General features: G+C 68.8%; 16 protein-coding genes. 2 read left to right on the top strand and 14 right to left on the bottom strand.

The window, feature by feature from the left end; genetic code table 11:
• Positions 1–67 precede the first annotated feature (67 nt).
• The 9 genes from LG334_RS09450 to LG334_RS09410 all read right to left on the bottom strand — a co-directional run bounded on the left by LG334_RS09450 (position 68) and on the right by LG334_RS09410 (position 10,336).
• On the bottom strand, positions 68–1,267 hold the full coding sequence (locus tag LG334_RS09450; protein WP_404385479.1) for a cytochrome D1 domain-containing protein: 1,200 nt from the start codon (positions 1,265–1,267) through the stop codon (positions 68–70).
• Positions 1,268–1,269: 2 nt separating this feature from the next.
• Positions 1,270–1,503: a c-type cytochrome gene (locus LG334_RS09445; RefSeq protein WP_404385477.1), complete on the bottom strand. Its 234-nt coding sequence runs from the start codon at positions 1,501–1,503 to the stop codon at positions 1,270–1,272.
• Positions 1,504–1,597: 94 nt separating this feature from the next.
• The gene (gene cobA / locus LG334_RS09440; RefSeq protein ID WP_404385475.1) at positions 1,598–2,410 is read right to left on the bottom strand and encodes a uroporphyrinogen-III C-methyltransferase; all 813 of its coding nucleotides are present in this window, start codon (positions 2,408–2,410) and stop codon (positions 1,598–1,600) included.
• Between the two features lie 144 nt (positions 2,411–2,554).
• Positions 2,555–4,303: a cytochrome D1 domain-containing protein gene (locus LG334_RS09435; protein ID WP_404385473.1), complete on the bottom strand. Its 1,749-nt coding sequence runs from the start codon at positions 4,301–4,303 to the stop codon at positions 2,555–2,557.
• A 104-nt stretch (positions 4,304–4,407) separates the two neighbouring features.
• Positions 4,408–5,115: a Crp/Fnr family transcriptional regulator gene (locus tag LG334_RS09430; RefSeq protein ID WP_404385471.1), complete on the bottom strand. Its 708-nt coding sequence runs from the start codon at positions 5,113–5,115 to the stop codon at positions 4,408–4,410.
• Positions 5,115–5,828 carry a Crp/Fnr family transcriptional regulator gene (locus LG334_RS09425; RefSeq protein WP_404385469.1) on the bottom strand — a complete coding sequence of 238 codons (714 nt, stop codon included), beginning with the start codon at positions 5,826–5,828 and terminating at the stop codon, positions 5,115–5,117. Before LG334_RS09425 ends, LG334_RS09430 begins: the two co-directional genes overlap by 1 nt.
• Positions 5,829–6,135: 307 nt before the next feature.
• Positions 6,136–7,545, bottom strand: a complete 1,410-nt coding sequence (locus tag LG334_RS09420; RefSeq protein ID WP_404385467.1) for an amidase — start codon at positions 7,543–7,545, stop codon at positions 6,136–6,138.
• Positions 7,542–8,390, bottom strand: a complete 849-nt coding sequence (locus LG334_RS09415; RefSeq protein ID WP_404385465.1) for a 3-hydroxyacyl-CoA dehydrogenase family protein — start codon at positions 8,388–8,390, stop codon at positions 7,542–7,544. Before LG334_RS09415 ends, LG334_RS09420 begins: the two co-directional genes overlap by 4 nt.
• A gap of 152 nt (positions 8,391–8,542) precedes the next feature.
• Positions 8,543–10,336 (bottom strand): acyl-CoA dehydrogenase, encoded by a 1,794-nt coding sequence (locus tag LG334_RS09410; protein WP_404385463.1) that lies wholly within the window; start codon positions 10,334–10,336, stop codon positions 8,543–8,545.
• A gap of 109 nt (positions 10,337–10,445) precedes the next feature.
• On the opposite strand from LG334_RS09410, the gene LG334_RS09405 reads away from it, so the two are divergent.
• Complete coding sequence (locus LG334_RS09405) at positions 10,446–11,210, top strand: SDR family NAD(P)-dependent oxidoreductase (RefSeq protein WP_404385461.1); 765 nt, start codon at positions 10,446–10,448, stop codon at positions 11,208–11,210.
• Between the two features lie 22 nt (positions 11,211–11,232).
• On the opposite strand, the gene LG334_RS09400 is transcribed toward LG334_RS09405, so the two are convergent.
• Positions 11,233–11,988: a FadR/GntR family transcriptional regulator gene (locus LG334_RS09400; protein WP_404385459.1), complete on the bottom strand. Its 756-nt coding sequence runs from the start codon at positions 11,986–11,988 to the stop codon at positions 11,233–11,235.
• Positions 11,989–12,149: 161 nt separating this feature from the next.
• Here LG334_RS09400 and LG334_RS09395 point away from each other — a divergent pair, with 161 nt between their 5' ends.
• A complete protein-coding gene (locus LG334_RS09395; RefSeq protein ID WP_404385457.1) occupies positions 12,150–12,629 on the top strand; it encodes a DoxX family protein in 480 nt (159 codons plus the stop codon).
• Here the strand turns inward: LG334_RS09395 and LG334_RS09390 are convergent.
• From LG334_RS09390 to LG334_RS09375, 4 genes are read right to left on the bottom strand one after another with little or no spacing between them, the layout of a single operon-like run.
• Positions 12,616–13,065, bottom strand: coding sequence for a PaaI family thioesterase (locus LG334_RS09390; protein ID WP_404385455.1), 450 nt, complete (start codon positions 13,063–13,065; stop codon positions 12,616–12,618). The genes LG334_RS09395 and LG334_RS09390 overlap by 14 nt on opposite strands.
• Positions 13,062–13,775: an SDR family NAD(P)-dependent oxidoreductase gene (locus LG334_RS09385; protein ID WP_404385453.1), complete on the bottom strand. Its 714-nt coding sequence runs from the start codon at positions 13,773–13,775 to the stop codon at positions 13,062–13,064. Before LG334_RS09385 ends, LG334_RS09390 begins: the two co-directional genes overlap by 4 nt.
• Entirely contained in the window at positions 13,772–15,040 is a 1,269-nt protein-coding gene (locus tag LG334_RS09380) for an acyl-CoA dehydrogenase family protein (protein ID WP_404385451.1), read from the bottom strand. The genes LG334_RS09385 and LG334_RS09380 overlap by 4 nt, the downstream gene beginning before the upstream one ends.
• Before the next feature lie 34 nt (positions 15,041–15,074).
• Complete coding sequence (locus LG334_RS09375; RefSeq protein ID WP_404385449.1) at positions 15,075–16,124, bottom strand: phosphotransferase family protein; 1,050 nt, start codon at positions 16,122–16,124, stop codon at positions 15,075–15,077.
• Between the last annotated feature and the right edge of the window lie 39 nt (positions 16,125–16,163).

Raw genomic sequence — 16,163 nt, 5'->3', positions numbered from 1 at the left:
TTCCCCGCCTCTTCCTGTTTGCGCAAATGCGTCGCCGCGGGCCGCTCGGCCCGCTCGGGATTTGCGACTACAGCCCGATCCGGTGGGCGCGGCTGGTGAAGAAGATGCCCGACGGCTTCTCCGCCGGCAGCACGGCAAGCCTTTCGCGCGTCGCGGTGTCGTAGACGTGGACCTCGTTCTGGTCGCGCACGCTCAGCCACACGCGGTCGCCGCGCGGGGTGAACTCCATGTGCAGGACGCCCGGCCCCGGCTCCAGGGTGTCGACCACCTCCAGCGCCTCGGTGTCGATGACCTGGACGAATTCGTTGTCCGGCAGGGCGAAGTTGACCCACACATGCCGCCCGCCCGGCCGCGCCATGACGAACACCGGCTGGCCGTGGACGGGGATTTCCGCCACCTGCTCCCAGGTGTCCATGTCGACCACCAGCACCGAATGCCGGCCGATGGCGGGCAGCCAGGCATAGCCGCCGGCGACCGCCCAGCCTTCCAGGTGGGGCATCTTGTAGACCGGCAGGGCTTCCTCGCCCCGGCCGTAGCCCTCCAGCACCTGCCGGACGCCCTTGTCCGGGTGCCAAAGATCCAGCATGGCGATGCCGTCCTCGCCGAACAGGCCGGCCAGATACCAGCGGCCGTCCTCGCTGACCAGCGCGTCATAGGGCTGGCGGCCGATGGCCTCGTACTTGGTCAGCTCCGGCGCCTTGCGGTCCTTGGAGAAATCGGCGATCCAGATTTCGTCGGTGTCATAGAGGCTGAAGACGAAGCGGTTGCCCGGCGCGTCTTCCAGCCCCACGACCTTGGACCGCTTGCCCTCGCCGATGTCGGTGGCGGGAATGTCGGCGACCAGCTCCAGCGTGTCGGCATCGAACACCTTCACGCCGCCGGGCTCGTAGTTCGCCACGGCCACCAGCGAGCCGTCCTCGGAGATGGCGCCGCCGATGGAGTTGCCGGACTGCACCACGCGCGCATCAATGGTGCCCGTCAGCACGTCCACCTTGGTCAGCCCGCCGTCGCGGCCGAAGACGTAGGCATAGCGCTCGCTCGGCCCGAAGACGACGGAGGCGTGGGACAGGTCGCCCAGCCCGTCGACGGTCGCCAGGCGCGCGCTTTCCAGGCGGTCGACCACGGCAACCTGACCGGTGGCGCGCTCGATGACGACGCCCAGATCGCCCGTCCCGCGAGGGCCTTCACCGAGGCCGTCCCCGGCGGCGGCACCCGTCGCCAGCGCAACGGCGGCGACGGTGCCCAGCACAAAAGTACGTATACGCATAATCAGTCTCCTTGACGGAGCATCCGGATAATGGCGTCCACCTCGGCCTCGGTCAGCAGGGGCGACCAGGGCGGCATGGGCGTGCCGGGCACGCCGTGCAGGATGGTAAGCGCCAGGTCCTCGTCGGAGCGGTCGGCCAAAGCCTCGGGGGTCAGCGGGGTGCCCAGGCCGCCCTTGCGGGTCAGGCCGTGGCAGGAGCCGCAGTCCTGCGTGAGGAACTCGCGCAGTTCGGCCATGCGCTCCGTTGAAACAGCGGGGACGGCATCGGAAGAGGACGCCGCGACGGGCACCGCACTCGCCAGCACCACGAAAGCCGCGGCAAAAGCCGCCCTACGCATGTCCCGCGACGACGGAACGGAAGGCGGGCGCGGCTTCCGACAAAGCCAGGGCCTCGGCCTCGGCGATCAGCGTCGGCGCGTCGGCCAGCGCGGCGACGCGGCCGATGACCAGCAGCGTCGGCGGACGGAAACAGGCCGCCGTCAGGGCGTCCGGCGCCTCGGAAAGAGTGGTCAGCAGACGGCGTTCCTTGGGCGTTGTGCCGTTCTGCACCGCCAGCACCGGCGTCTCCGCGGGCAGGCCGTGGGCGATGAGCTGGGCGCTGGTCTGCGGCAGGGTCGCAAGGCCCATGTAGATGACCAGCGTGGTGTCGGGATCGGCGAGGCTGGCCCAGTTCAGGTCCAGCGGCGCGTCGGCCTTGGCGTGGCCGGTGACGAAGCGCACGCCGGTCGCAAGCCCCCGGTGGGTGAGCGGCACGCCCGTGGCGGCGCCGCAGGCGGCGGCGGATGTGATGCCCGGCGTGACCACGACCTCGACGCCGTGGCGGCCCAGGTATTCGGCTTCCTCGCCGCCGCGCCCGAAGACGAACGGATCGCCGCCCTTCAGCCGGACGATGGTGCGGTGGCGGCGGGCCAGCTCCAGCAGGATGGTGTTGATGCGATCCTGCGAGCAGTGGTGGCAGCCGCTTTCCTTGCCGACGAAGACACGCTCGGCGCGCGAAGGCACCATCTTCATCACCGCGTCGGACACCAGCCGGTCGTAGGCGACGGCATCGGCCTCGGACAGCAGGCGGGCGGCCTTGACGGTCAGCAGGTCGGGGTCTCCCGGCCCGGCGCCCACCAGGTGCACTTTCCCGAGCTTGCGCATGTTTCTTCTCCCCGGTTGGCCGGTCGGCTGGGCGGCGAGCGCTCGGCGGCGGCCTTGGAATTCTGTGCGAAGGAAAGTCGGACCCCAGGGGTCGGGCGGCGACCGGATAAACCCGGACCGGCCGCCGCCCTCACCTCTGCGGGATCAATACACGTCGTTCTGCGTGTTGTAGGTATTGAACTTGCCGGTCGGCGTGATCAGGCGCGGGTCCTTGATGACCTTCTTAAGCTCGCGCGTCTTGTCGTCGACCACCACGATGGCGGAGGTCTGTTCCTTGCCGTTCCAGACGGAGAACCAGACTTCGGTACCGGCCTTGTTGTACTCGGGCTGCACGACGCGCTTGGCGCCCTCGCCCAGGTCGGCCCACTCGGCGATCGGCAGCACCTCGAACCCGGCGTCCAGGTTGTTGATGTCGAACACGGCCACCGACTGGTACATCTCCTCCAGCGAGTTCAGCGGCGTGTCGACCCACAGGTTGGTGCTGTTCGGGTGGGTCTTGATGAACAGCGAGCCGCCGCCCTGGCCGTCGACCTTGTCGACCACCTTGAAGGCGCTGTCCGGATGACCTTCCGGATCGGTGCCGATCATGGCGATGGATTCATCGCCCAGGTGGCTGGTGGCCCACACCGGCCCGAACTCGGGGTGCACGAAGTTGGCACCGCGGCCGGGGTGCGGCTTGATGCCGGTCTCGACGATGTTGACCAGCTTGCGGTCCTTGGTGTCGATGATCGCCACCTTGTCGCGCGCGTTGGCCGCCACCAGGAAGTACCGCCCGGAGCTGTCCAGGCCGCCGTCGTGCAGGAAGCGCTCGGCGTCGATCTCGACGGTCTTCAGGGCGTCCAGGTCGGTGTAGTCGACCAGCAGGACCTTGCCGGTTTCCTTGACGTTGACGATGAACTCCGGGTTGTAGTGCGAAGAGAGGATCGACGCGACGCGCGGTTCCGGGTGGAAGGTCTGCTCGTCGTAGAGCATGCCGCGGGTGGAGACGATCTTCTTGGGCTCCAGCGTCTGGCCGTCCATGATGACGTACTGCGGCGGCCAATAGGCGCCGGCGATGGCCAGCTTGTCTTCCCAGCCCTTCATCTTGGACGTCTCGACCGAGCGGGCCTCCATGCCGATCTTCAGCGACGCGACCTTGGTGGGCTCTTCCGGCCACAGATCGATCATGTCGATGCGGGCGTCGCGGCCGATGACGAAGACATAGCGGCCGGAAGCGGACATGCGCGAAATGTGCACGGCGTAGCCGGTGGGGATGATCTTCTCGATCTCGTAGGTGTCGCCGTTGATCAGCGCGATCTCGCCGGCGTCACGCAGGGTGACGGAGAACAGGTTGTCCAGCGGCAGGTCGTTCTTCGGCTCGGTCACCCGGTTCTCGGGCTCGACGAAGACCTCCCAGGTCTCCATCATCTTGTCCATGCCCCATTCCGGCGGTGCCGGCGGCTCGTGGAGCAGGTAGTTGGACATCAGCTCGATCTCGCCCTCGGTCAATTCGCCCGAGGTGCCCCAGTTGGGCATGCCGGCGGGGCTGCCGTAGGTGATGAAGGCCTGAAGGTGCTCGAAGCCCAGTTCGTGGGTGCGTTCGGTCTCAAGGTTCGGACCCGTGGCGCCCTTGCGCAGCACGCCGTGGCAGCCGGCGCAGCGCTCGAAGAAGATCTTCTTGCCTTGCGCGAACTCTTCCGCGCTCATCTCCTTGACCTCGACCCGCGGCTGCTCGGGCTCGGCCGGCATGCTCTCCATCTGCGGTTCGTAGGTCTGCGTGGTCCCGCCTTCCTTGGCGCGATCGGGCACGTGGTCCTTCTTTTCTTCGGCGGCCCAGGCGCCCGACGACAGCGCCACCAGCGCCACCGCCGCCACCGAACCGCTGAGGATACGGGTCATTGTTGGGTACGACATGGATGCCCCCTCCTAGGGATGCGGTCATTGACGGACCCGACAATGATCCCCATCCGGAGGGGCGGCCTTGACCCTGGTCAAAAAAGCAGACGCCGCCGCTAGGTCTAAGCCGTACCACCAAAGGTCGCGCAGAAGCCGCGCAGCAGGCTTTCGTCCTTCACCAGCACGTCGTCGCCCTCGCACACCACGCCCGCCTCGTCCAGGCGGCGCAGGGCGCGGGACAGGCTTTCCGGCTCGATCCCGATGCGGCTGGCGATCAGCTGCTTGCGCACCGGCAGCTTGCCGTGGCCGGGCCAGGTGTGGGACTCGATCAGGCTGAGCAGGTAGGACGCCAGCCGCTCCGCCGGGCTGTGGGCCTTGAGGCGGCGGATTTCGTGCATCAGGAACACCTGGCGGGCCAGCAGACTGTCGAGCATCCGGAAGCCCAGGGCCTGGTTGCCGCGCAGCACCTTGAGGAAGGCGCTTCCGTCGATGCGCGCCAGCACGGCGCCGGCCTGCACCTCGGCGTTGACGGGAAACCGCCCGGCGCCGAACAAGGCGGCTTCCGCGAACGTCTCGCCCGGGCCGACAATGGTCACCAGGCTCTGGTCGCCGTCCTCGTTCAGTGCGAACAGGTGGACGTGCCCTTCAGCCACCGCATAGAAGGCATCGGCCGGATCGCCGGCGGAAAACAGCAGCGCCACATGGTCGTAGCGGCGCATGGAGCCGGTGGCGGCAACGGCGGCAAGCTCCGACTCGTCCAGCCTGGCGAAAAGGGGCGCCTCGCGCAGGGCCGTCAGGTCCGTCGGGCTCAGGGGGCGGATTTCCGGCATCAGGCGCGCTCCTCCTCGTCCTCTGGCCAGAAGCCGGCGTACTCGGCCAGGGCCTCCATGTCGTCGACGCAGATCAGGTCGCGCCCGCAGGACGACACGCCCACCGACCCCAGCTTCGCCAGCGACCGCGACAGGGTTTCCGGGGTCATGCCCAGTTTTTCGGCCACCACCCGCTTGCTGTAGGGCAGCGGGATGCGCGCCGCGCCCTCCTCCTCGGGCGAGAGTTGCACCAGGAACATGGCGAGCCTCTCGGCCGTGGATTTCATCTTGAGTTCCGTCACCTGCGACAGCAGCCCCCGCAGTCCGCCCGAGAGTGACCCCATGAGCGACAGAACCACCTCGTAATTGCGCGCCAGCGCCGCATTCAGGGCCTCGCCCGGCACCACCAGCGCCGTCACCGAATCCAGCGCCACCGCCGACACCGGGTATTCGCCGACGCCCGTGGCCGATGTTTCGCCGATCACCGCGCCGGGGCCGACGATGTCGATGGCCTGTTCGTCCTTGCGCGAGCGGCCCGGAATGAACGTCTTCACATAGCCTTCCCGCACCACGAACAGCGCATCCGCCGGCGCGCCCTGTGCGCACAGAGGGTCGCCCGTCTCCAGGTGGCGGACCTCCGCCATCCGCGCCAGGGCCTCGCGCTCGGCTGGCGGCAGCCGGACGAACAGGCGGCTCTGGGCGAGAAGTTCGGCGCTGGCGGCGGTGTTGGGCATGAAGGTCTCCCGGCGTAGAACAAGACGAAGGTGCCACCTTCGGCACGCAAGGCCAAGGGTCGAGAGGGATACACCGGTTCTCTCGGCCGCCCAGGCAAGCGCGGAGCATGAAAAAAACGCGCCGGAAAGCTGAGCGGACTTATCCGGAATCAAGGCGTCGCGGCAGGGCCGGCGGCAGAGTGGTTCCTGTCATCGGATGAAGCATGACCTCTCCGACCGATGGCTTCCCCACACACCGCCATGCGCGGATTCCTTCGCGGTCCGACCCTTCCCCGGGTTCGGGCCGCTTCTTTTTTCAGCCTCCGTTTCAGGCGCCCCGCGGCGCCTCGGGAAACGTCGGCGGACAGGCGGCCTCATAGGCCACACAGAGGCGCAGCACCGTGGCGTCGTCGAACCGCGCACCGACCACATGCAGCCCCACCGGCATCCCGTCGTCGCCAAAGCCGCAGGGGACCGAGGCCGCCGGCTGCTGCGTCAAGTTGAACGGGTATGTGAACGGCGTCCAGTCCTGCCACTGGGCCATGCCGCTGTCCGGCGGCACGTTGGCGCCCAGGGGAAAGGCCGTCAGCGGCATGGTCGGCGTCACCAGCAGGTCCCAGTCGCGGTGGAAGGCGGCCATGCGCTCGGACAGCGCGGCGCGGACCTCCATGGCGGCCAGATAATCGACGGCCGAAATCCGCGCGCCCTGCTCCGCGATCTCCTGCAAGCCGGGATCGACCAGGGCACGCTTGTCGGGCGGCAGCTTGCCCAGCGCGCGGGCGGCGCCGGCGAACCAGAGCGTGTTGAAGGCCTCCACCGGATCATCGAAGCCGGGGTCCACCTCCTCCACATGCGCGCCCAGGTCGCGCAGCACCGCCACGGCGGCGTCCACGGCGCGGGCGATGTCGGGTCGTACGTATACGTATCCAAGCGTGCGGCTGTAAGCGACGCGCAGTCCCCGGATGCCGCGCGCAAGGCCCTGCGTCCAGTCGCGGTCAAAGGGCGCGCCGGCCAGGCTGTCGCGGTCGTCGGACCGACCGACGACGGTGAGCATCCGCGCCACGTCCTCCACGCTCCGCGCCATGGGGCCCAGGTGGGAGAGCGTTCCCATGGCGCTGGCCGGCCACTGGGGCACGAAGCCGAAGGTGGGCTTGATGCCGGCCGTGCCGGTGAAGGCGCAGGGGATACGGATGGACCCGCCGGCGTCGGACCCTTGGTGCAGCACCCCCATGTTGAGCGCCGCCGCCGCCGCCGCCCCGCCGCTGGAACCGCCGGGGGTGCGCGAGGTATCCCACGGGTTGCGGGTGTGGCCGGTCAGCGGGCAATCGGTCACGCCCTTCCAGCCGAACTCCGGCGTCGTGGTCTTGCCGAGCAGCACCGCGCCCGCCTCCCGCAGCCGCGCGGCGAAGGGCGAATCGTCCTGCCACGGACCGGCAGGATCGACGGTGCGCGAGCCTTTCAGCGTCGGCATCCCGCGCGCGAGCGCCATGTCCTTGATGGTCGCCGGCACGCCGTCGAGCGCGCCCACGGGGCCGCCGCCCAGCCATCGCGCCTCCGACTCCCGCGCCGCCGCAAGGGCCGCCTCCTCGTCCACATGGCAGAAGGCGTTGACGGCCGGGTCGAAGCGGTGGATGCGGTCCAGCGCCGCCTTCGTCGCCTCCACCGGCGAGGCCTCGCGCCGGCGGTAGAGGCGCAGGAGTTGCCCGGCGGCGAGCGTGCCGAGGTCGGTGCCGCTCATGCCCGCCACCCCTTTCCGGCGCGGCGGCCGTCGTGGCCGGCGGCGACCTTCTGGCGCAGCAGCGGGCGCGGCATGAACCGGGGGCCGTAGGCGTCCTTCAGGATGTCCTGGACGTCCTCGCACAGGCTGTTGCTGACCAGGTCCATCAGCTCGAACGGGCCGACGGGGTGGCCGAGACCCAGCTTGCAGGCGGTGTCCACTTCCTCGGGCGTGCAAACCTCTTCCTCCACCAGCCGCACGGCCTCGATCATGAAGGCATGGAGGACGCGGTTGACGGCGAAGCCGGCCACGTCCTTGACGCGGATCGGCGTCTTGCCGGCCTCGCGGCAGAGGTCCATCACCGTCTCCACCGTCTCGGGTGCGGTTTCGAAGGCGGGGATGACCTCCACCAGCTTCATGCGGTGGACCGGAGAGAAGAAGTGCGTCCCCAGGAATCCCGCCCGCCGCTCCGGCGCCACGGCGCCCGCCAGCGTGGAGATGGGGATGGTGGAGGTGTTGGAGGCGAACAGGCACCCGGCCGGAGCAACGCCGTCCAGTTTGGCGAAGGTGCCCTTCTTCACCGCCTCGTCCTCGAACACCGCTTCAACGATGAACCGCCGGTCGTCGTAGGCGCTCAGATCGTCGACCACGCGCAGGGTATCCAGCGTCGTGCGGTGCTGGGCCTCGGTGAACAGGCCGCGCGCGACGGCCTTCGCCAGCGTCGAGTCCAGGCGCTCCATCACGCCGTCGCGGACCTCGGGCTTGGCGTCGGTGAGGATGGTGGGGTGGCCGGCCATGGCGAAGGTCAGGGCGATCTCGGCGCCCATCATGCCGGCGCCGACGACGCCCACGGGAATGCGGTCCATATCGTGTCTCTCCCTCAATTGCCTGTTTACGCTCTGCCGCTTGCGCGCCGGAGCTGCGTTCAAGCGCCACGCAGGCTCACGCGCCTGACCGGCGCGGGGTCGCAGTCGCGACCCTATTCGCCTTACCCCGCCAATCTTGGCGAGGTAAGGCTCTAGAAGTCATCCTCGGCCATGGCGAACCAGGTGTCGTCCACGGCGGCGAGGCGGTCGAGCTGCGGGGCGGTCTTCGGCAACTCCCACCGGAAGAAGTACCGGCACGCCGCCAGCTTGCCGGCATAGAAGGCCCGGTCGGCCGCGTGCGGGTCGGTGGTTAGCGCATCGCAGGCCACCACCGCCTGTTTCAGCCACAGCCAGGCGACCACCACATGCCCCAGCATCTCAAGATACACCGACGCATTGCCGAGCACGGTCTCGGTCATGTTGGCGCGCAGGGCGGCGGTGGTGAGCCGCGCGCGTTCCACCGCCTCCGCCAGCGCATCGGCGAACTCCGCCAGCCCCGGATGGGCGCGGGCGGCTTCGGCCGTCTCCACCATCAGCGCGCACAGCCGCTCGAATGCCGCGCCATCGTCCATGCGCACCTTGCGGCCGAGCAGGTCCAGCGCCTGGATGCCGTGCGTGCCCTCGTGAATGGGGTTGAGGCGGTTGTCGCGGTAGAACTGCTCCACCGGGTATTCGCGGGTGTAGCCGTATCCGCCGTGCACCTGGATCGCCAGGTTGTTGGCCTCCAGCCCCCACTGGCTGGGCCAGCTTTTGGCGACGGGGGTGAGCAGCTCCAGAAGCTGGTGGGCCTCGGCGCGGGCCTCTTCCGTCCCGCCGGCGCGCCATTCGTCCACCAGCCGGGCGGAGAACAGCGTGAGCGCGAGCGCGCCCTCGGCATAGGCCTTCTGCGCGAGCAGCATCCGGCGCACGTCGGGGTGCTTGATGATGGGCACCGGCGCCGCCGCCGGGTCCTTGGCCGCCGCCGGACGCCCCTGCGCCCGCTCCCGCGCGTAGGCCAGGCTGTGGAGGTATCCCGTATAGGCCAGCGCCGCCGCACCGTTGCCGACGATGATGCGGGCCTCGTTCATCATCTGGAACATGTAGGACAGGCCCTTGTGCGGCTCCCCGATCAGCCAGCCGACGGCGCCCTCGCGCTCCCCGAAGTTCAGCATGGTCGAGGTGGTGCCGCGATAGCCCATCTTGTGGATCAGGCCGGCCAGCGAGACGTCGTTGCGGTCCCCCAGCGAGCCGTCGTCGTTCACCAGCACCTTGGGCACCAGGAACAGGCTGATGCCCTTCACCCCCGGCGGCGCGTCCTTGATGCGCGCCAGCACCAGGTGGACGATGTTGGAGGTGATCGCCTGCTCCCCGCCGGAAATGTAGATCTTGTTGCCCGTGATCCGGTAGCTGCCGTCACCCTGCGGAACGGCGGTGGTGCGGATGTCGGATAGCGAACTGCCGGCCTGCGGCTCGGTCAGGCACATGGTGCCGAAGAACTCGCCCGACAGCATCCGCGGCAGGAAGCGTTCCTTCTGCTCGCCGCTGCCGAAGGTCTCCAGCATGTTGGCGGCCGATTGCGTCAGGAAGGCATAGGCCATGGTGGAGATGTTGGCGGCGCTGAAGACGGCGTTGATGGCCATGTTGACCGTGAACGGCAGTTGAAGCCCGCCCCACCGCTCATCGCCAAGCGCCGCCATGAACCCGGCCTCGGAGAACTTGCGCAGGGACTCGCCCGTCTCGGGGATCTGCGTCACGCGGCCGTTCTCGAAGCGCGGTTCGTTTTCGTCGGCCTTGCGGTTGTTGGGGGCGAAATCGTTTTCCGCCATGGCCTCGGCTGTGTCGAGCATGGCGGCGATGGTGTCGCGGCCGTGGTCTTCGTGGCGCGGGCGGGAAGACAGCGCATCGACATCCATGAACTCGTAAAGCAGAAAATCGAGATCGCGCCGGCTCATTATTCTGCTTTGCATGAGATTTCGCCTCCCGTGATTTATTGTATAAGATTTACACTTGATTTACATTTCAACAACGCCGTATCGTTCCGGGACAACAACCAACAAAGCGCAGGAGGCGTCCCGCATGTTTGATATCCGCGACAAGGTGTTCCTCATCACCGGCTCCAGCCGGGGCATCGGCCGTGCCATCGCCGAGCGGGCGGCGGAGGCCGGGGCGCGCGTGGTGATCTCCAGCCGCAGGCAGGATGCCTGTGATGCGGTGGCGGACGGCATCCGCGCCACGGGCGGCCAGGCCATCGCCCAGGCCGCCAACGTGGGCCGGAAGGAGGACCTTCAGGCGCTGGTGGACCGCACGGTGGCGGAATGGGGCGGCATCGACGCGCTGGTGTGCAACGCCGCCGTCAACCCGCACTACGGGCCGCTGGAGACCATCGAGGACGGCGCCTGGGACAAGATCATGAACGCCAACGTGCGGTCGAACCTGTGGCTGGCGAACATGGTGATGCCGGGCATGGCAGAGCGCGGCGGCGGATCGGTCATCATCCTGTCCAGCGTCGCCGGCCTGCGGGGGTGTGAGGGCATCGGCGCCTACGGAATATCGAAGGCCGCCGACATCGGACTGACCAAGACGCTGGCCGTGCAGTGGGGGCCGCGCAACGTGCGCGTCAACGCCATCTGCCCCGGCGTCATCAAGACCGAATTCGCCCAGGCCCTGTGGGACAATCCCGAGATCGCCGAGCCGAGCATCCGCGCCACCGCGCTCAAGCGCCTGGGAGAGCCCGACGATATTGCGGGCGTGGCGCTGTTCCTCGCCTCCCCGGCGGCGCGCTACGTCACCGGCGCCTCCATCGTGGCGGACGGCGGGATGACGGTGACCATTCCCATGTAAGTATGCAGGCTGCATGGACGCCTCAGACCGCCAGGAGGGACAGGCGGTCGACGGCGGCGTCCATGTCCAGCCCCCGCACAGCGTACCCGCGCTTGAAGTCGACGATGTGCCGCGTCATCCAGTCGCGCGCCGTCACTTCGTCGCGCCCGCGCAGGGCGTCGAGCAGGATTTCATGGGCCTTGATGAGCCTGCCTTGCGCGATGCGGCCTGTTTCCGACTTGGTGAACAACACGCGGATGGCGGGGTAGAACAGCAGCGACATGGGCTCGCGGCACAGCAGCAGGGCCTTGTTGCCGGCGGCCTCGGCGATCAGCGCGTGGAATTCCACGTCCAGCGGCACGACCGGATCGCCGGCCGCAACGGCCTGGCGGGTCGCCTCCACGTTCTCTTCCAGCCGCGTGAGCGCGGAGTCGGTGATGCGCACGGCCGCCAGCGCCGCGGCGGCGGGCTCCAGCGCCATGGCGACCTCCCACAGTTCCCGGAAGGTAACGCGCTGCATGATCATGGCGCGGGAGACGCGCGGCGCCAGTTCCCGCGTGTGGGGCAGCGAGACATGCAGCCGCCGCCCGGCCTCGCGCCGCACCAGCCCCGACTGCTCCAGCAGGCGGATGCCTTCCCGCACCGTTGATCGGTTGACGCCGAACTGCCGCGCCATGGCGGTTTCGGTGGGAAGCCTGTCGCCCGCGTTGAGGCGGCCCTCGACGATTTCCGTCTCTATGGCCTGGAAAACCAGTTGGTAGGCGGGCGGCACGTCCAGCCGCTCGAACGTCTGCGTCATCCCGTGTCCTCCCGGCTGTCGGTACCTGCGCGGGTCTTTTGCCCGTTTGTCCGACAATCAGAGCGTACAACAGCCCCGAAAGGGCCGGCAAGGGCTATCGGCGCACTGGGACACGCCAGGAGACGTAGACCAGGGGCGCGCGCAAATGGCAGAGGGGCGGAATGGTCTTTTTTCTGATGATCCTGGCGGGAACGGCGGCGGCGACGGCGCTGGGCCTTCTCCGCGTGCCGACCATGGGCAGCTGGCGCGCCCGGATGCGCTGGGGCCTTGCCGGCGCGCTGGCTTTCGCCGGTGTCGACCACCTGATGACGCCCGACCGCTACACCCGCATGATCGAGCCGTTCCTGCCTTTCCCCGAGGCCATCGTGCTGGTGACCGGCCTGTTGGAGATCGCGGGCGCCATCGGCCTTCTGATCCCCCGCACGCGGCGGCTGGCGGCGGTGCTGCTTGCGGTGTACTTCGTCGCCGTGCTGCCGGCCAACGTCAGCAACATTGTCAACGGCATCCGCTTCGAGGGCTTGCCGACGGGCGACTGGTACTACTGGCTGAGACTGGCGTTCCAGGTGCCCATCATCGCCTGGACACTGTATGTCGGCGGCATCTGGCCCCGACGGAAGGCGGGCCGTGTCACCCGGGCTTGAGGGCATCCGGCGCCGGGACAATGGCCTTGGTGATGCTCGCCCGCCCCACGAGGCGGTCGTCGACGCGGGCCTCGGCCTCCACGAAGGCGATGCCGCGCCCGCGCCTGACCAGCCGGCCCGTGATGGTGACCACCTCGCCGGTGCGGACCGCGCCGATGTTGCGGGCGTGGATGTCGGCCGTCACCGCCCATTCGTCAGGCGCCAACTCGGGCAGGAGTGCGGCCAGCGCCGGGAACTCGTACAGCCCCGTCAGCACGCCGCCGTGCAGGCCGCCGAAGGGCATGACGGCGTCGCCCTCCGCTTGAATGGTCACGGAGACCGAGCCGTCCGCCGCCCGCTCCGGCGGCGGCATGCCGGCCCAGCGGTGGAAGCCCATGCCGTGCAGCAGGCGGAGCGTTTCCGCCAGCGCCGCCGGATCATCGCCCCGGCGGCTCATGGCATGAAGGAGCCGCCGTTGACCGGCAAGGTCGCGCCGGTCATGTAGGCGGCTTCGTCGGAACACAGGAACCGCACCACGCCCGTCACGTCGTCCATGCCGCCCAGGCGCTTCATGGGGTTGGCGCGGATGAGGCGGGCTTTCTGCTCGTCGCTGAAGGTGTCGCCCATGCTGCCCTCCAGCACCGACGGCGCGACGGCGTTCACCCGCACGCCATGCCGCGCACCTTCCATGGCGTAGGTCCTGGTAAGCTGGTGGACACCGGCCTTGGACGCGCCGTAGGCCGGGTGCAGGCCGGGATAGCCTACCTGCCCCGACAATGATCCGACATTGACGATCACCCCGCCCTTGCCGCCGGAAATCATGGTCTCCAGCGCCGCCGAACAGCCGTGCCAGGTGCCCGTCAGGTTGACGGCGATGAGGCGGTGCCAGTCGTCCTCTCCGGCGTCCCGCGTCGGCACGGTGCGGACCAGCCCGGCGGCGTTGATCCACACCGCCAGCCCGCCCGCCTCCGTCGCCGCCTGTTCGGCCAGGGCGAAGACGGCGGCGCGGTCGGTGACGTCGACCTCGACCGCCGTCACTCCGTCCACCGTGCACCGGCGGATGTCGGCGCCGAAGACGCGGCGGCCGTCGGCGGCGAAGGCGCGGCACAGCGCCGAGCCCATGTCGCCGGCAGCCCCCGTCACCACCACCACGCCTGGAGCTGTCATCGGGCGGCGTCCGGCTTCAGCACGTCGGGCGGCGTCAGGTAGGGAATGGTGCGGCCCATGTGCTCCTTGGCGTTCTTGATCTCGCGACGGGCGATGGTGCGCAGGTGAACCTCGTCCGGCCCGTCGACGATGCGCAGCGCACGGCCCCAGGTCCACAGGAAGGACAGCGGCGTGTCGGGCGTCAGGCCGGCGGCGCCGAAGGTCTGGATGGCGCGCTCCAGGATGGTCGTCTGAAGGCGCGGCACGATGACCTTGATCATCGCCACCTCGTTCCGGGCGGCCTTGGTGCCGTGCTGGTCGATCATCCAGGCGGCCTTCAGCACCAGAAGGCGGGCCTGTTCGATGTCGCAGCGGGCGAGCGCGATCCATTCCTGGATGGTGCCCTGCTCCGACAAGGTCTTGCCGAAGGTCTTTCGCTCCAGCGCGCGCTCGCACATCATTTCCAGCGCCAGTTCGCACTGGCCGAGGGAGCGCATGCAGTGGTGGATGCGCCCCGGCCCGAGCCGCGCCTGGGCCAGCTTGAAGCCCTCGCCCTCGTTGCCGAGCAGGTTCGACGCCGGCACGCGCACGTCGCGGAACACCACCTCGCAATGCCCCTCCGGCGCCATGTGGTGCATGATCGGAACGTTGCGCACGACATCGACGCCCGGCGCGTCCATCGGGATCAGGATCATGGAGTGGCGCGCGTGGGGCTCGCCGTCCGGGTCCGTGATACCCATGAGGATGCAGACCTTGCAGCGCGGATCGGCGGCATTGGTGGTGAACCACTTGCGGCCGGTGATGACGTATTCGTCGCCGTCGCGCCGGATGCGGGTTTGCAGGTTGGTGGGGTCCGAAGACGCCACGTCCGGCTCCGTCATGGCGAAGCAGCTGCGGATGTCGCCGTTGAGCAGCGGTTTCAGCCACTGGTCATACTGTTCGGGCGTGGCGAACATGTGCAGAAGCTCCATGTTGCCGGTGTCCGGGGCGTTGCAGTTGAACACCTCCGACGCCCAATACAGCCGCCCCATGATCTCCGCCAGCGGGGCGTATTCCAGGTTGGTGAGCCGCGTGCCCGGCTCGTCGTCGCGCAGGGCGGGAAGGAACAGGTTCCACAGCCCTTCCTCCTTCGCCAGCGCCTTCAGGTCCTCCATGAAGGGCGGCGGGAAGTGGCCGTTTTCGGCGTAGTGCAGCCACTCGCCGTTGCGCGGAACGATGTGGGTGTCCATGAAATCCTGGACCCGCCGCTGAAGTTCCTGGGCCTTGTCGGAGAATTGAAAATGCACGGTCTTGAACTCCCGAGGGGTGGGCTGCGGCAGGTCAGCCGCGGGTTTCGATGATGTGGACGGCGCGCTGGGCAAAGGCGCGGGCGCGGCCGCCCACCTCCAGCGCATCGGCGCTGGCGGCATTGCCGCGCCGGGCGCGGGCGGCAACGCCTTCCAGGATCATGGCGAAGCGGAACAGGGCGAAGACCTCGTGGAACGGGGTCATGCTGTTGGGCAGGCTGCGCTTTTCGAAGTAGCGCGCCACATGCTCCTCCGCCGTCGGCAGGCCCAGCGCCGGCAGGTCGAGCCCCGCCAGCCCGCCGTATTCGTCGGGCGTCATGCGCCAGAACATGAGCGTGTAGCCCAGGTCCGCCAGCGGATGCCCGAGGGTCGACAGTTCCCAATCCAGCACGGCGACGACGCGCGGCTCGGAGGGGTGAAACATCAGGTTCCCGATGCGGTAGTCGCCATGGCACAGGCCGGTCATGCCGTCGTCTTCCGGCATGTTGGCGGGCAGCCATTGGATCAGGCGCTCGGCCTCCGGCATGTCGCTGCCGGCTTCCTCCTGGTCCGCGCGGTACTGGCGGGTCCAGCGGCGGATCTGGCGCTCGAAGTAGTTGCCGGGACGGCCGTAGTCCGACAGGCCGACGGCATCCACGTCCACGTCGTGCAAGGCCGCCAGCGTGTCGGTCATGGAGGCATAGCAGGCGCGGCGGTGCTCAGGTTCCATGCCGGGCAGCGCGCTGTCATGAAAGACGCGGCCGGGCACCCGCTCCATTACGTAGAACGGCGTGCCGGTTATGGAGTCGTCGTCGCAGTAGAGCAGCATTTCGGGCACCGGCACGGGCGTGTCGGCCAGGGCCTTCATCACCCGGTATTCGCGGTCGACGGCATGGGCCGACGGCAGCAGCTTGCCCGGCGGCTGCTTGCGCAGCACAAGGTCGCGGTTGGGGAACCGCAGGAAGAAGGTGGGGTTGGACTGCCCGCCGGCGATCATCTCCACGCCCATGGGCCCGTCGCCCAGACCCGGGATCGAGTCGCGCAGACGCGCCTCCACCGGTGCGGGATCGAGCCCGCGCAGGTCCTTCGCCGTCTGGCTGGACATCGTGCCTCCCAGGTCGTGCCGGGGATGCCTTCCCCGGAC

It is taken from the genome of Caenispirillum salinarum, assembly GCF_044803115.1.
Lineage (GTDB): Bacteria > Pseudomonadota > Alphaproteobacteria > Rhodospirillales > Rhodospirillaceae > Caenispirillum > Caenispirillum salinarum_A.
Note: the sequence above shows the minus strand (reverse complement) of the source record. Positions and strands in the feature narration are given on the sequence as shown.

Bases quoted from the DNA above. Each gene is read 5' to 3' on its own strand.
- LG334_RS09450 (WP_404385479.1), bottom strand. From the start codon at position 1,267: ATGCGTATACGTACTTTTGTGCTGGGCACCGTCGCCGCCGTTGCGCTG.
- LG334_RS09445 (WP_404385477.1), bottom strand. From the start codon at position 1,503: ATGGCCGAACTGCGCGAGTTCCTCACGCAGGACTGCGGCTCCTGCCAC.
- cobA (WP_404385475.1), bottom strand. From the start codon at position 2,410: ATGCGCAAGCTCGGGAAAGTGCACCTGGTGGGCGCCGGGCCGGGAGAC.
- LG334_RS09435 (WP_404385473.1), bottom strand. From the start codon at position 4,303: ATGTCGTACCCAACAATGACCCGTATCCTCAGCGGTTCGGTGGCGGCG.
- LG334_RS09430 (WP_404385471.1), bottom strand. From the start codon at position 5,115: ATGCCGGAAATCCGCCCCCTGAGCCCGACGGACCTGACGGCCCTGCGC.
- LG334_RS09425 (WP_404385469.1), bottom strand. From the start codon at position 5,828: ATGCCCAACACCGCCGCCAGCGCCGAACTTCTCGCCCAGAGCCGCCTG.
- LG334_RS09420 (WP_404385467.1), bottom strand. From the start codon at position 7,545: ATGAGCGGCACCGACCTCGGCACGCTCGCCGCCGGGCAACTCCTGCGC.
- LG334_RS09415 (WP_404385465.1), bottom strand. From the start codon at position 8,390: ATGGACCGCATTCCCGTGGGCGTCGTCGGCGCCGGCATGATGGGCGCC.
- LG334_RS09410 (WP_404385463.1), bottom strand. From the start codon at position 10,336: ATGCAAAGCAGAATAATGAGCCGGCGCGATCTCGATTTTCTGCTTTAC.
- LG334_RS09405 (WP_404385461.1), top strand. From the start codon at position 10,446: ATGTTTGATATCCGCGACAAGGTGTTCCTCATCACCGGCTCCAGCCGG.
- LG334_RS09400 (WP_404385459.1), bottom strand. From the start codon at position 11,988: ATGACGCAGACGTTCGAGCGGCTGGACGTGCCGCCCGCCTACCAACTG.
- LG334_RS09395 (WP_404385457.1), top strand. From the start codon at position 12,150: ATGGTCTTTTTTCTGATGATCCTGGCGGGAACGGCGGCGGCGACGGCG.
- LG334_RS09390 (WP_404385455.1), bottom strand. From the start codon at position 13,065: ATGAGCCGCCGGGGCGATGATCCGGCGGCGCTGGCGGAAACGCTCCGC.
- LG334_RS09385 (WP_404385453.1), bottom strand. From the start codon at position 13,775: ATGACAGCTCCAGGCGTGGTGGTGGTGACGGGGGCTGCCGGCGACATG.
- LG334_RS09375 (WP_404385449.1), bottom strand. From the start codon at position 16,124: ATGTCCAGCCAGACGGCGAAGGACCTGCGCGGGCTCGATCCCGCACCG.